This window comes from Rubrilithobacter danxiaensis, from assembly GCF_047272945.1.
Lineage (GTDB): Bacteria > Bacteroidota > Bacteroidia > Sphingobacteriales > Sphingobacteriaceae > Rubrolithibacter > Rubrolithibacter danxiaensis.
The window spans coordinates 163548-177869 of the sequence record NZ_JBKOPS010000002.1 but is presented as its reverse complement, the minus strand read 5'-3'; the positions used below and the strand labels follow the sequence as shown (position 1 = coordinate 177869).

General features: G+C 38.2%; 15 protein-coding genes. 10 read left to right on the top strand and 5 right to left on the bottom strand.

Going from position 1 to position 14322, the window contains the following annotated elements; translation table 11 throughout:
- Positions 1–56: 56 nt before the first annotated feature.
- From ACLCDL_RS02855 to ACLCDL_RS02845, 3 genes are all read right to left on the bottom strand, one after another.
- Complete coding sequence (locus tag ACLCDL_RS02855) at positions 57–4298, bottom strand: hybrid sensor histidine kinase/response regulator (RefSeq protein WP_423146570.1); 4242 nt, start codon at positions 4296–4298, stop codon at positions 57–59.
- A 192-nt stretch (positions 4299–4490) separates the two neighbouring features.
- Complete coding sequence (locus ACLCDL_RS02850; protein WP_423146568.1) at positions 4491–4856, bottom strand: type IX secretion system membrane protein PorP/SprF; 366 nt, start codon at positions 4854–4856, stop codon at positions 4491–4493.
- Positions 4853–5227, bottom strand: coding sequence for a type IX secretion system membrane protein PorP/SprF (locus tag ACLCDL_RS02845; RefSeq protein WP_423147010.1), 375 nt, complete (start codon positions 5225–5227; stop codon positions 4853–4855). The genes ACLCDL_RS02850 and ACLCDL_RS02845 overlap by 4 nt, the downstream gene beginning before the upstream one ends.
- A gap of 430 nt (positions 5228–5657) precedes the next feature.
- On the opposite strand from ACLCDL_RS02845, the gene ACLCDL_RS02840 reads away from it, so the two are divergent.
- The 3 genes from ACLCDL_RS02840 (at position 5658) to ACLCDL_RS02830 (ending at position 6724) form a co-directional block, all read left to right on the top strand.
- Positions 5658–5825: a hypothetical protein gene (locus tag ACLCDL_RS02840; protein WP_423146567.1), complete on the top strand. Its 168-nt coding sequence runs from the start codon at positions 5658–5660 to the stop codon at positions 5823–5825.
- Positions 5826–6140: 315 nt separating this feature from the next.
- Positions 6141–6428 carry a hypothetical protein gene (locus ACLCDL_RS02835; protein WP_423146566.1) on the top strand — a complete coding sequence of 96 codons (288 nt, stop codon included), beginning with the start codon at positions 6141–6143 and terminating at the stop codon, positions 6426–6428.
- Positions 6429–6466: 38 nt separating this feature from the next.
- A complete protein-coding gene (locus ACLCDL_RS02830; RefSeq protein ID WP_423146564.1) occupies positions 6467–6724 on the top strand; it encodes a hypothetical protein in 258 nt (85 codons plus the stop codon).
- A gap of 123 nt (positions 6725–6847) precedes the next feature.
- Here ACLCDL_RS02830 and ACLCDL_RS02825 read toward each other — a convergent pair whose 3' ends face one another.
- Both ACLCDL_RS02825 and ACLCDL_RS02820 read right to left on the bottom strand, forming a co-directional pair.
- A complete protein-coding gene (locus tag ACLCDL_RS02825) occupies positions 6848–7408 on the bottom strand; it encodes an adenylyl-sulfate kinase (protein WP_423146563.1) in 561 nt (186 codons plus the stop codon).
- 18 nt (positions 7409–7426) lie between these two features.
- Positions 7427–9097: a glutamine--tRNA ligase/YqeY domain fusion protein gene (locus ACLCDL_RS02820; RefSeq protein ID WP_423146561.1), complete on the bottom strand. Its 1671-nt coding sequence runs from the start codon at positions 9095–9097 to the stop codon at positions 7427–7429.
- A 167-nt stretch (positions 9098–9264) separates the two neighbouring features.
- Between ACLCDL_RS02820 and ACLCDL_RS02815 the strand changes: the two genes are divergently transcribed.
- The 7 genes from ACLCDL_RS02815 (at position 9265) to ACLCDL_RS02785 (ending at position 14309) form a co-directional block, all read left to right on the top strand.
- On the top strand, positions 9265–9684 hold the full coding sequence (locus ACLCDL_RS02815) for a cobalamin B12-binding domain-containing protein (protein ID WP_423146560.1): 420 nt from the start codon (positions 9265–9267) through the stop codon (positions 9682–9684).
- A 19-nt stretch (positions 9685–9703) separates the two neighbouring features.
- A complete protein-coding gene (locus tag ACLCDL_RS02810) occupies positions 9704–10486 on the top strand; it encodes an enoyl-CoA hydratase/isomerase family protein (RefSeq protein ID WP_423146558.1) in 783 nt (260 codons plus the stop codon).
- A gap of 120 nt (positions 10487–10606) precedes the next feature.
- Positions 10607–11992 carry a sigma-54-dependent transcriptional regulator gene (locus tag ACLCDL_RS02805; protein ID WP_423146557.1) on the top strand — a complete coding sequence of 462 codons (1386 nt, stop codon included), beginning with the start codon at positions 10607–10609 and terminating at the stop codon, positions 11990–11992.
- A gap of 84 nt (positions 11993–12076) precedes the next feature.
- Complete coding sequence (locus ACLCDL_RS02800; RefSeq protein ID WP_423146556.1) at positions 12077–13120, top strand: AI-2E family transporter; 1044 nt, start codon at positions 12077–12079, stop codon at positions 13118–13120.
- A gap of 64 nt (positions 13121–13184) precedes the next feature.
- Entirely contained in the window at positions 13185–13463 is a 279-nt protein-coding gene (locus ACLCDL_RS02795) for a YtxH domain-containing protein (protein WP_423146555.1), read from the top strand.
- A 48-nt stretch (positions 13464–13511) separates the two neighbouring features.
- Positions 13512–13862, top strand: coding sequence for a phage holin family protein (locus ACLCDL_RS02790; protein WP_423146553.1), 351 nt, complete (start codon positions 13512–13514; stop codon positions 13860–13862).
- Entirely contained in the window at positions 13863–14309 is a 447-nt protein-coding gene (locus tag ACLCDL_RS02785) for a hypothetical protein (RefSeq protein WP_423146552.1), read from the top strand.
- The last annotated feature ends 13 nt before the right edge of the window (positions 14310–14322 follow it).

Sequence of the window (14322 nt, the reverse complement as noted above, 5' to 3'; positions counted from 1 at the left end):
GCAGCGAGATAAATCTTTCCTGAAATAGTATCTTAACAAAGATTAGAAATTTAATTCTAAACCTTCTCAGAACTTTCCATTAGTATTCTCATTAATTCTTCCAGATTTATTGGTTTGGAAATATAGTCATCCATACCTGCATGTAAACATTCATCGCGATCCTGTGATAAGGCATTAGCCGTCATTGCCACAATCAGCGGTTGATGAGCAGCATTTTGGCGGATATATTTTGTGGCCTCCAGTCCATCCATTTCAGGCATCAATATATCCATTAAGATCACATCGTAAGTTTTTTCATTTAACATATCTACTGCTTCTTTCCCATTATTGGCCAGATCAACTTCATAACCTAATTTATTGAGCACTCTAATGGCCAGTTTCTGGTTAATCAGATTATCCTCGGCAAGAAGAATACTCAACGGATGTTCTTTTGCAAAGTGTTCCGACAGTAAATTCTGCTTCTTTTTCTCAGGTTGTATCGTTTCTCCCCGCTGCTTCAACTGAAGTTGTACCAGGTTAAATAATTGTGTTTGTTTAACCGGTTTCGTTAAAACCGAACAATACAAATGAGCATATTTAGATTTAGTTTCGTCGCCGACAGAACTCAGAAGAATAACCGGTATTTCCGGAACCTTTGCCTTGATTTTTTCAGTCAACTGAATGCCATCCATATCAGGCATCTGCATATCTGTAATAATTAATTTAAAATCATGCGCAGCTTCCAGAATTTCAAGTGCCTGTTTACCCGAACTTGCCATTGTAGGTTTTAATTTCCACACCTCAAGCTGATTTTTAAGGATTGAGAGATTAGTAGCATTATCGTCGATTACCAATATGTGTTTGCCTTCGTTCTCTTCTGTATTGAGGTGCACATATTGCTTCTCTGATTCTTTTCCGAGTCCTGCCTTAATAGTAAACTGAAATGTGGTTCCTTTGCCAACAGCACTGTCAACCGTAATATTTCCCCCCATCAGCATTATTAACCGTTCGCTGATAGCGAGGCCTAAACCGGTTCCACCGTATTTCCTTGTTGTTGACGAGTCTACCTGCGAAAAAGCTTTAAACAGGCGATTTAATTTCTCATCAGGAATACCGATTCCGGTATCTTTGACCTCAAAGGAAAGCTCAATGTCTTGTTCAAATATTTTAACGGGAGAAACCTTTAAGAACACTTCACCTTTGTGGGTAAACTTAAGTGCATTATTGATGAGATTAATCAGTACCTGGCGCAAACGAAGGCCATCACCTATAATTTGAACAGGAACGGTATGATCAACCTGATAAACCAAATCCAACCCTTGTTCTGAAGCTTTCACCGCGAATAAATCCATCACATCCTCGATACATTTGCGCAGATCAAAATTATGATGGTCGACTTCCATGTGACCGGATTCAATTTTAGAGAAATCAAGAATATCATTTATCACGGCGAGCAACGCGTCTCCACTGGTACGGATAGTTTTTACATAATCCAGCTGCTCGGTATCCAATGACGTTTCTGCAAGTAAAGAAGCCATACCGATAACGCCGTTCATCGGTGTTCTGATCTCATGGCTCATGGTGGCAAGAAAAGCACTTTTTGCTTTATTTGCTTCTTCGGCTTTTTCACGTTCAGCTTCAAGTTCGGTGTTCAGAACCTGTAGCGTTTCAGTTTGCACCTGTAACTCTTCTGATTGTACCCGCAGCTCTTCAGCCATTGCCTGCAATTCTTCGTTCGCAAATTGCAGATCTTCTGATTTCTTCTGAAGCTCTTCTGCTTGTTGAACAATTTCACTCGTGCGCTCCTGCACCTGTTGTTCAAGCTCGGCTTTTTGTGCAATGATTTTGTTTACACGATAAAAATAAAAGCCTGCAGTACCTCCTGCTATAATTACAGCAGCCAGGATTTTGAACCACCAGGTAAGCCAAAACGGAGGCTGAATAATAATGGTAATCGATATCCCTTTTTCATTCCATACGCCATCATTATTAGCGGCTTTAACCTTAAAGATATATTTTCCGGGGTCAAGATTGGTATAAGAAGCTGTACGGACAGAATTTACATAATTCCAGCCCTTATCAAACCCTTCCAGTTTATAGGCATATTGATTATGAGAAGGCGACGTAAAATCAAGTGCTGCAAATGCAAGGGTGAAAACTGATTGATCATACCGAAGTGTAATTTCTTTAGTCCTGGATATGTTCTTTCTTAAAGGCGATCCTTTGGCTCCCGGAATTTGTGACTTATTAAACAGAAGAAAATCTGTTAATACAACCTGCGGGATATTTTTATTTTCTGCAAGATTCTCAGGATCAATAATATTAAAGCCATTAACCCCTCCAAGCAGAATTTTGCCATCGCTGTTTTTTAAACCTGCCCCAACATTAAACTCTAAACTTTGAAGTCCGTTGCTAACGTTGTAATTCCTGAATTTTTTGTTTTTGGCATCAAAACGGGTAACCCCCTGGTTAGTGCTTATCCAAACAAAACCTTTGTCATCAATAGTTAAATAGTTGATAACATTATTTATTAACCCTTCGTCTTGAGAATAATTTGTTATTTTTTTAGTTCTGTCTGAAAAAATATTAAAGCCTTCGTATATGGTTCCGATGTAGATATTGTTATTTGTATCCGAAACTATAGAAGTAATGTTATCACTGCTTATGTTGCTATTAGCGGTATTATAGTGAGTAAACTTTTTTGTGGATACATTTAAAACACTAATTCCTTTCGAGTAATATCCAATCCAGATATTTCCATTTTTATCTTCAGCGAGAGTTTGAATATCGTTTTCAGCAATTGTATTTGAATTTGAAGGGTCATGTTTATACTTTGTAAACTTTCCTGATGGAATGTTATAAACTTCAAGGCCCTTATCGGTCCCAATCCACAGGTTATTTTTCCTGTCTTCCAGTAAGGCATATATCACATTGCCGGACACAGCTTCTGAATCTCCGGTTTTATTGAAATGGTAAAATATTCCTGATTGGGGATCCAACCTGTCTAAACCTTTATAAGTTCCTATCCAGATTGAATGCCCGGTTTTTCCCTTATGTACAGTAAGAATATCACTGCTTGATAAACTATTTTTATTAAGGCTGTTATGCTGATAATGCTTAAACGTATTTAACTGTTTATCGTAATACATAAGGCCGCCGTCGGTACCTATCCAATAATTTCCTTTTTCATCCTCTGTAAAACTTCTGATGGAATTGAAATTTGAATTGGAAAAATCGCTTTTCAAATGAGGGAAAAGTGGCAGGTTCCCGTCGTACTTATTAACGCCACCAGAAGCGGTACCAACCCACAGTATACCCTGCCCGTCTTGAAAAAGAGAAGTAATATAATCGTTATTTAAACTGTAAACTTCGCGTTTATTGTCGGTATAGATATGAGAGGAATTTGTTCTGGTATTTAGTAACGCCAGCGACTCGGTAGTTCCAATCCAAATTTCATTGTTACCTCCCTTTGCAAAACCAGTGATCTTTATATTATCAATTGTTTCCGGCCCTTTCCCTACAGCAATGTGTTCAAAAGTGTCTTTGTTGAAAACATATATCCCACCCTTATCTGTTCCTGCAAATAACTGGCCGTTGGCATCCTGAATTAAGGCTGTTACAGCCTTACCATTACAATAAAAGCGTTTAAAATTTTTGGTTTTTTTATTAAATAAATCCAGTCCTTTATCTGTTCCAACCCAAATATTACCACGGGCGTCACGCAATATCGCGTTAACGTTATTGCTGCTTAAGGTTGAACTGTCTTTTGAACTGCTTGTATAATTTACAATTTTCCTGGTTTTAAGATCTAAATTACCAAGGCCCTTATCAGTTGCAATCCACAAAGCATTTGCGTCTTTATCCAATAGCACCCTTGTTATCCAGTTACTGTTCAAGCCTCTTGTTTGCTTTCGGTTTACCGCCAGATTACTAAATAACTTACTGCTTCTGTTATAAAAGCTTAGTCCGCCGCCGGCCGTACCTACCCAAAGGTTTCCAGCTGTATCTTGCTCTAAACAGGTAATATCATTTACAGGAAGTGAATTTTTATTTTTCCTGGTATGGCGATAAACAGTAAACTTATAGCCATCGTATTTATTTAATCCTTCCTGAGTGCCGAACCACAGATAGCCCCATTTATCTTTTAATATACAGGACACACTGTTTTGAGATAAGCCGTCGTCAGTAGTGAGATGCTTGAATTTCAATTCATTATTCTGGGCAAACCCGTTTGAAATGATTGAAATAATAAGAAAACTGATACTGACGATCTTGATTAAAAATGAAGTGAACTGAGATTGATATTGTTTCTTTTCCACAAAGCCTTTCTAATTATAAATCCCGGAAAATAAGGTAGATCAGGGATAAATATGTTTGAACATTTATACTTTTCTAAAGGATTTATGTTACGAAATACGAATATTTAATGGATTATATAAGACAGGTCGGATGTGGATTATCCGGCCTGTCTATTATTAAGTACCTATTCTTAGAATAGGAAGAATTCTGAACTAAAATAAATTTAGTTGTAAATTAACTTCAAAATTACCATTGGTATAACTACGCATAGATGCAGTTTCTGTAGTATACATTCCGTTAATTGCCAATAGATCTTTATATTTTATTCCTACTCCGCAACTAACATTTTGGGTTGAATGAAACATAGACATAACATTTAGGGTATTACGGGCAAAGGTTAAATTAACAACTGCATCCACTAGGTTATTGTGTCCCTTAACTCCTCTGTAACAAACTTTTGGCTCTACTCCTAATCCGTTTAACAATTGAGAATTGTAAAATTTATAACTAATGGCACTAAAAAAAGTTGAACGATCTACTGTATTTTCATTAGCATCTTTCTTGAAAAAGGTTTTCATATTCGCAATGATCCCTGCAACGTGAGTTTGTTGCCCACATAAGCTACACCAAAATCGCCATCTATAAAGGTTTCTCTCTGATTAAAGCGGCCTACATAAACATCTGAAGGATCTCCGTTAAGTTCACTATTATCTATCCTTTCATTCATAAATCCAAGAGATAAACCGAAATTGATCTTTTGATTATCATCCCCAACAGGCAGATGATACGCATAGGTGGCCATCACCCTGTTCCTTTTTAATAAGCCGAATACATGATTATATACATTCAGCCCTAATCCTACCTTATTAAATCCATAGCTGCCTGAGAGAACCTTTGTTTGGAGAGCCCCCTGAATAGGATTCCACTGCTGCCTGAAAGCCAGGTTCAGTTGAAATCCTTCTTCCTATCCAGCCATAGCGGGATTTGCCAGGTATTGATTCTGATAATAAATGCTTTAAATTGGATTTAACTGTGCTTTAGCTTCATTGCTAATCAAAAGCACAGTAACAGCAAGAATTATTGTTACTCTTAAACTTTTAGTTTTTAGATATAGTACTTTCATCTTTTACTCTTTCAATAAGAATTTTACTTACTCTCTTACAATCGTTACAAACCTCTTTATTTTACATATACCACCGCCAAAATCAACAATACGCTGTTCGTCTGCTTCAGCTAAAGCCGGCTCCGTTATTAAAAAGCATCGCGGCTACGATTTATCCTTTGAAAATGGAGAAGCACACCTGCATATTCCGGTCTTTACAAATCCTGCTGTAAAATTTTGAATTAAACGATAGAATTGTTGAAATGAACGAAGGAGAATGTATTTACATCAATGCCAATCTTCCCACCGGGTTGCAAACAAGGGGAATCAGCATCGCATTCATCTGGTTATAGATTGTCAGGTGAATACATGGCTGGCAGCACAATTTGACAAAGCTGAAAAAGAGTCTTTAGGTATCGTTCAAAATAAAGAAGAAATACGTTGATAATTGATGAATTAAAATCACAAAATACACCGGCTGCTATCACGCTGGCTGAAACATTAGAGCAGCAACTAAACGAATAATATCATTTAAGATGTGAAGAACCACCAAATCAGTACACCTGATATCCCTTTCTTAGAAAATTGGGTTCCTTTAAAAATAATAAGAAAAAAGGATGGGATCTTATGCAAATGGCTGAACGTACAGAATAAAAAGCTTTCTGAACCATTTTTTGATGAAACTGCCACTAAATGTTTAACCCTTCGTATTACCCCCGGCAGAGTTTAACAGTGTAAGCTCACTTGAAGTATTTCCGCAGTGGAGCAAAACGCTGGAGAGAATTTACCCTCCGCTATCATTTTTCATATTTCCCGTTGCGGATCAACACTTTTGTCTCAATTGTTATCGTTAACAGAACAGAGCATCGTGTTATCCGAAGTGCCCTTTATAGATGAATTGTTAAGATTATGCTATAGTGATAACGAATATGGACAAACAGAAATTGCAGATTTTTTAACGGCGGCACTAAAGTTTTATGGACAAAAGCGGTATGAGCAGGAAAAGTACTTGTTTATCAAAACAGATAGCTGGCATATTTTTTATTGAAGGAACTTAGAAAGTTGTATCCTCACACTCCCTTCATAATGCTATACCGCACTCCAGAGCAAGTTATTTATTCAGAGGAAAGAAAGAGGGGAATGCATGCCGTACCGGGCTTGCTGGAACCTGAAATATTCGGATTTGACAAAAGCGATACTGCTACTTCTGATTTTAACGACTATACTGCTAAAGTAATTGAAAAATATTTTGAGGAGTTTCTGAAAGTGCATAGACCAGATAAATTTAGTCACTTGATGAATTATAATGAGGGAATTTTAGCTATCCTTGAAAAAATCGATTAAAATTATCTGAAACAGAAAAAAAGAATATGAAAGAGCGCATCTCATTTCATGGTAAATATCCTCAACAGGAATTCTCTGAAGAAACCATATTTCAAGAAATCCCTTCCTGGATGAATAAATGCTTCAGCTTATACCAGGAGCTGGAAACGAAGCGAATGAGTCAGAACAATGCATTTTAATAAAATCACACAATTTTTTTAAGCTTTCAGCTACGGTCTCCTGGTGAGTATTGAGAATCAAATCAGGTGTTTCAGGCACTTCATACGGATCGTTAACTCCTGTCAGATTATATATCTTCTCAGGGTGCCCTTCAGGTAAGTATGCCCTTCTATAGAGGCCTTTGGTATCCCGTACCAAAAGATCTCCAAGACGACAGTTAATCCAAATCGTTTTCGCGGCATACTTTTTTTTCAATTCCCTGCGTACTTCTTCATATGGATTAATAGCAGCAATAATTACAGCAGATCTTCGTCCTTCAAAAGAAGTTGCAGCCAGAGCCAACCGTCTAACATTCTCTTTACGATCTTCTTTTGAAAATCCTAAGTCTTCATTCTTCGTTTGCCGGTAAAAATCGCCATCAATAATTTCAAGTGAAATATTATCATATTCCAGATCTTTCTTTGCCTGGCAGGCAAGTGTTGTTTTGCCTGCTCCCGAAAGTCCCGTGAATTGGATTATAAGCATGTTAGACGTAGCCAAAAACTATCCTTTTCTCACCTCTTTAGCCCAGGCATCCTTTAAAGTTACTGTACGATTAAATACAAGTTGCCCTTCAGTAGAGTCTTTATCTAAGGTAAAATATCCCTTTCTGATAAATTGGTATCCTTTACTCATGGTGGCATTTACCATATCCGGCTCTACAAAAGCGGCCGGGATTACCTGAGCACTTTCGGGATTAAGAAGTTCGGTAAAATCTTCTACTTCATTTCCCGGATCTTCTACACGGAACAACCGATCATATAAACGAATTTCTGCTGTTTGAGCATGAGGAACGCTCACCCAATGAATGGTACCTTTTACGTTAATGCCCGAAGTATCCTGCCCTGACTTTGATTCAGGAATATAATTTGCATGCACCTCTGTTATATTGCCGCTTTCGTCTTTAACAAAACCGGTACATTCAACAATGTAGGCATGTTTTAACCGTACCTTTAGTCCAACCCCCAAACGGAAAAATTTCTTAGGTGGGTTCTCCATAAAATCTTCCCGTTCTATCCAAAGTTCTCGGCTAAAAGGAATCTGACGGCTTCCTTCTCCCCCTTCAACTTCCGGATTATTTTCGCCTTCAAGGATTTCTTTCTGTCCTTGGGGATAATTAGAAATAACTAACTTAACAGGATCAAGAACGGCCATTCTCCGCCATGCAGTTTTATTCAGATCTTCCCGAATACAAAATTCCAGCAGGCTTACATCAATGATATTTTCCCGCCTGGCAACACCGATACGGTCACAAAATTCCCGTATAGAAGCGGGGGTATAGCCACGACGACGCAAACCGCTAATTGTCGGCATTCGCGGATCGTCCCATCCGCTTACAAATCCTTCGTTTACCAGTTGCAGAAGCTTTCGTTTACTGGTAACAGTATAATTCAGGTTCAGCCGTGCAAACTCGTACTGTTTAGAAGGGAAAATAGCTAATTTCTCTATAAACCAATCGTACAAAGGCCTGTGTGGAATAAACTCGAGCGTGCAAAAAGAATGAGTTATTTTTTCGATAGAATCAGATTGTCCATGCGCAAAATCATACATAGGGTAAATGCACCATTTATCACCGGTTCTGTGATGATGAGCATGGCGGATACGGTACATAAGCGGATCCCGGAGGTGCATATTCGGAGAAGCAAGGTCTATTTTAGCTCGTAAAACCTTTTCTCCATCCACATACTTGCCTGCTTTCATTTCTTCAAACAAGCGCAGGTTTTCCTCTACCGGACGATCGCGGAAAGGAGAAGCAGTGCCTGGTTCAGTTGGCGTTCCTTTCTGAGCAGCAATTTCCTCCGCTGTGCTATCATCTACATACGCCAGACCATTTTTTATCAGCTGAACGGCAAATTCATACAACTGGTCGAAATAGTTGGACGCATATAATTCATTCTCCCACTCGAAACCCAGCCACCGTACATCTTCTTTAATGCTTTCTACATATTCAGTATCTTCCGTTTCTGGATTTGTATCATCAAAACGAAGGTTGGTTTTTCCGTTATATTTCTTTGCCAGGCCAAAATTTAAACAAATGGACTTTGCATGGCCGATATGCAGGTATCCGTTCGGCTCAGGAGGAAAACGGGTATGAATTCTACCCGTATTAACTCCGTTGCGTATATCTTCTTCTATAATCTCTTCCAGGAAATTCAACGATCTTTCTTCGCTCATAAAAAGTTTTAAAAAGGTTACAAAAGTAGTAAAATTAGCACGAGGAAAAGCCTGATTTATTGATATATTACAGGAAATTTATTATTTCTGTAAAGAACGGCCCTTTATTTTTCCTTTTTAAAACTAATCAATATACATAACCATTTTCTTTATAAATAATGCAAAAAATGTCTGAGGCTTTTAACCGCCCTTTACGTGTTTTAGTAGCAAAAGTGGGCCTTGATGGTCATGACCGCGGCGCTAAAATCATTGCTACTTCATTGAGGGACGCTGGAATGGAAGTCATTTACACAGGTTTGCGGCAAACGCCTGAAATGGTTGTAAATACAGCACTGCAGGAAGATGTTGATGCAATCGGCGTATCTATTCTCTCAGGAGCACACATGACTGTCTTTCCGAAGATAATTGCATTAATGAAAGCCCGGAATATGAACGATGTCCTGCTCACCGGAGGCGGAATTATTCCTGCACCTGATATGGAAGAGCTGAGAAAAATAGGGGTAGGAACTCTTTTCCCTCCAGGTACTCATACGAACGATATAGTAAATTACATTACCGGATGGGTTACGCAGAACAGGCCTTTTTAACACTTATTGCGTTTCATATATGGAATACCAGAATATAATACTTGAGCAAAGGCAGCAAATTCTTTTAATCACCATTAACAGAGAAGCTAAGCTCAACGCTTTAAATAAAGCAACTTTAACCGATCTTAATAGTGCCATAATAATGGCTTTAAAGGATAATTCGGTAAAAGGAATAATAGTTACAGGAGCCGGAAAAAAAGCATTTGTTGCAGGCGCAGATATTGCAGAATTTAAAGGATTAAGTTCTGAAGAAGGATATCAGCTGGCAAAAGACAATCAGGAGCACGTTTTTAATCTGATTGCAAACAGCCCTAAGCCCTTTATTGCAGCCATTAATGGTTTTGCTTTAGGCGGCGGCTTAGAGTTGGCTCTGGCATCACATCTTCGTATTGCCTCAGATAATGCTAAAATGGGATTGCCGGAAGTAAGCCTTGGGCTGATTCCCGGTTACGGAGGTACACAAAGGTTAACAGAACTTATAGGTAAGGGCAAAGCTATGGAGATGATTCTTACCGGTGAGATGATTAGCGCAGATGAAGGACTACGGGTGGGATTAATTAATTCAATTCATCCCCTGGAAGATTTGGTTGAAGCAGCAGAGGAACTTCTAAACCGGATTTTAAAAAATTCTCCTAATGCGGTTAAACATGCTATCCGGGCAATTAATGCCGCGTCTGCTAATGCACAGGGTTTTGAAACAGAAATAACAGCATTTGGCAAATGCTTTGATCACAAAGATTTTACCGAAGGAGTGGAGGCATTTTTAGAGAAAAGGAAACCTCGTTTCCATAACGGCGTATAACCGGCAGAAAGCTTAATAAAAAGCGGATTTTTAGAAAAACGAGGGATAAAAATTCATATTATTTTAAGATTTATATATTTTAGCCTATCTTACAATAACTAACCGCTCTCCACTCTTTATATGAAAAAGATTTTAATTGTTGATGACGAGATAAATATTGGACTGCTGCTTTCAAAATTCTTAACCAGAAATGGGTTTGATGTAAAAACAGTAACAAGTGGTTCTGCTGCCCGTGAAATTCTTTCTAAAGAAACTTTTAATCTTGTTTTAAGCGATTATCGCCTTGAGGATACGGATGGACGAGAAATATTAAAAAAAGTAAAAACAGAACATCCGCAAACAGGAGTCATTATAATAACCGGATATTCTGATATAAAGCTTGCCGTTGAACTTATTAAAATGGGAGCTTACGATTACATTACCAAACCTCTTTATCCCGACGAAATATTAAATACTATTAACAAAGCCCTCGAAACGCAGGAGGCCTTAATTGAAACCGAGGAAGCATTTTCTGCCCGAAAAGCGAAAACCCCTCAGGTTTCTGAAACTAGCTTTGTAACAGGACAAAGCGCAGTATCTAAAGAACTGCAGCGGCAAATAGAAATTATAGCCCCTACCAATTACAGTGTTATCCTTACCGGCGAAAGCGGCACCGGAAAAGAATCTGTCGCTCTTTCTATTCATCAAAAAAGTGCCCGGAAAGATAAGCCCTTTATTGCAATGGACTGCGGTTCTTTAACCAAAGAACTTGCCGGAAGCGAATTTTTCGGACACGAAAAAGGCGCTTTTACGGGAGCTATGTACACCAAGATAGGCCACTTTGAACTTGCAAACGGAGGTACTTTATTTCTTGATGAGGTAAGTAATCTATCCTATGAAATTCAGGCCGCCCTGTTAAGAACTGTGCAGGAGCGAAAAATTAAACGAATTGGAAGCACTAAAGAAATTGACCTAGATGTACGCATAATTGTAGCAACCAATAAAGCACTGCAGGATGAAATTCAGGCCGGACGTTTCAGGGAAGATCTTTTTCACCGCTTTAATGAGTTCTGCATTGATCTTCCTCCCTTACGCGAAAGAGGAAACGACATTCTGATTTTTGCCGAAAACTTTTTAAAAGTAGCAAACGAAGAGCTGAACAGGAATGTGGAAGGTTTTACAAATGAGGTAATCGATTGCCTCCTAAACTATAACTGGCCCGGAAATGTACGCGAAATTAAAAACGTAATGCGCAGGGCAACGCTTTTGTCTGATACCAATCTGATCCAGCTGAAATCATTGCCATTGGAAATTTCTAATTTCCATAAGGTTTCTGCCATGGAAACAGCAGTTGAATCCAACAAAAATAACCCTCGCGATTTAAAGAATGCCGCTCTTGAAGCCGAGTTTGAAACAATTTTAAAAGTGCTCAGAGAGGTAAATTTTAATAAATCAAAGGCCGCAAAAATATTAAATATCGACCGGAAAACTCTCTATAACAAAATGAAGGGTATCAATCTCGAATAATACCTGCGAATTCTTTCCGCTCTGTTAATAGTCGATTAAAAAACCAGCGATCGATTACGATGTTATCAGAGTAAAATCATATAGATGGCTGTATTTAATTACAGGCAACGGAACAACATAGTTTTAATTATACTGATTGTTCTTGGCTGTTTCATTTTATATTCTTTGCGGACAATTGCCGGATCGCTGTTAAGCACGGTAGTTATGTACACTATTTTCCGACCGATTTTTATATTTCTTACTGACAAGAAACGACTAAGCCGGGTATTTTCCGCCTCCATAATAATTATCGGCTCCTTTCTGATAATAATCCTTCCGATTCTGATACTTGGATCGCTGGTATTGAATAAAATAAAAGAGTTCCATGACGACAAATACCAGATCAAGCTTTTAGTAAAAAAACTAGATTACTTTGCCGGAAACAGCCTTTATCAGCCCGACCTTATCGATCATGCCATGCAAAAGGCTTCTGTTTATTTCGGCGAGCTGTTTCCATCCTTACTTACCGGTGCGGCCAATATTGTTATCGGCACCTTAATTATGTACTTTCTGCTGTATTTCATGTTTGTAAAACGAGAAGACTTTGAAAAAGGCTTACTGAGGTACTCGCCCTTCCGACAGCAAAACGCTTTAAAATTTGCAACAGAATTAAAAAATATAACCTATGCAAATGTATTAGGGCAAGGTTTAATTGCAGTTGTACAAGGAGCACTTGTAAGTATTGGCTTTTTTATTTTTGGCATAGCCGATCCGATTTTCTGGGGAGTAATATCCACCTTCTTATCTTTCTTACCCGTTATCGGATCTCCTGTTGTGTTTATCCCAGCCGCAATTATTGAACTTCTTAACGGAAATAACTTCGCCGGAATCGGTATGTTACTATGGGGGCTCATTTTAATTATAAATATTGACAACGTAATTCGCTTTTTACTTGCAAAACGCATTGGAAATACGCACCCGATTATAACAATTATAGGCGTTATTATCGGGATACCCGTATTCGGAATCATGGGATTGGTTTATGGGCCGCTACTCTTATCATACTTCATTCTTACTATACGAATTTACGAAACCAGCCGCCTTGCTACAGAACGGCTTGAGCGTATCCGTTCTGCCGAAGAAGAATAATTTATTCAAACACTTTTTTTGTTTTCTTTGTATAATAAGAATAAAAGTTAAATCAAAGATTATTATGAATGATAATTCTAAAACGCTAATCGCTTTACTTGCCGGCTTAGCTGCCGGTGCTGCCCTTGGAATTTTATTTGCACCTGATAAAGGTACCGATACCCGCGATAAACTGAACGACGCGTTAAAAAATCTGGGCGATTCTATTAAAGACAGGGCTGCAGAGGAGATCGACAATCTTGCCAGCTTAAAGGATAAAATAGTAGACAGTCTTAAAACGCAATTTAACCAGGCAGAAGGCCGGTATAATGCAGAAGATGCTCCTGTAACAGATCAAATTTGATTTTCAACAATTATTCCTGGATGGTCAGGTTAAATTAAATTTTGCTATATGTCAGAAACTCCGGATAAAAACCAGGATATAATCGCTTTGATAAAAGAATACATAGCCACACGTATTGAATTGGGCAGATTATCCATTATGGAACGCGTGGTTATGATTACCGCCAACCTGATAACCGATACCTTTGTGTTAATCATGTCTGTGCTGGCCTTTCTTTTTGGCTCATTCACACTTGGTTTTTTCCTGTCGGATTTGCTGGATTCTTATACAAAAGGATTCGGCATTTTAACACTGATTTACCTGTTACTTGCACTTTTAATGGTATTTACTAAAGATAAACTGGTAGAAAAATACCTGCATAACTTTATGGTTAAACGCATATTTCAAAATAAAAAGTAAATGGAAAAGGCTTTTACCAGTTTCGCAGACCTGAGAACAGAAATTGATTTGTTGAAGATCAAACAATTTCATCAGGAAGAATTGCTTAAAGAAACGCTGACTGACCCGGCGGCAATTTATCACACAATCACGTCACATTTTAAGTCGAAGCAACCTTCTTCCAATAAATCAACATTGCAAGGATTGCTGCAAAGCGATATTGTAACCAATATTACCCGCTTTGCTTTACCCCTTCTGCTTAATACAACTTTCTTTAAGCGATCAGGCTTTATAACAAAAACCCTGGTAACTTTTCTGTCGCAAAAAGCAGCCTCAAAAGTAAATACAAGTCTTTTTAGCGGGATTACTGATAAAGTAAAAGGATTTTTTGCTCATCGTAAGCAGGAGCGTATCCAAAAAGAATATGCAAAAGATTACGGTATCCCACCCGATACAGAAGCTTATTAAAATAAAAAAAGGA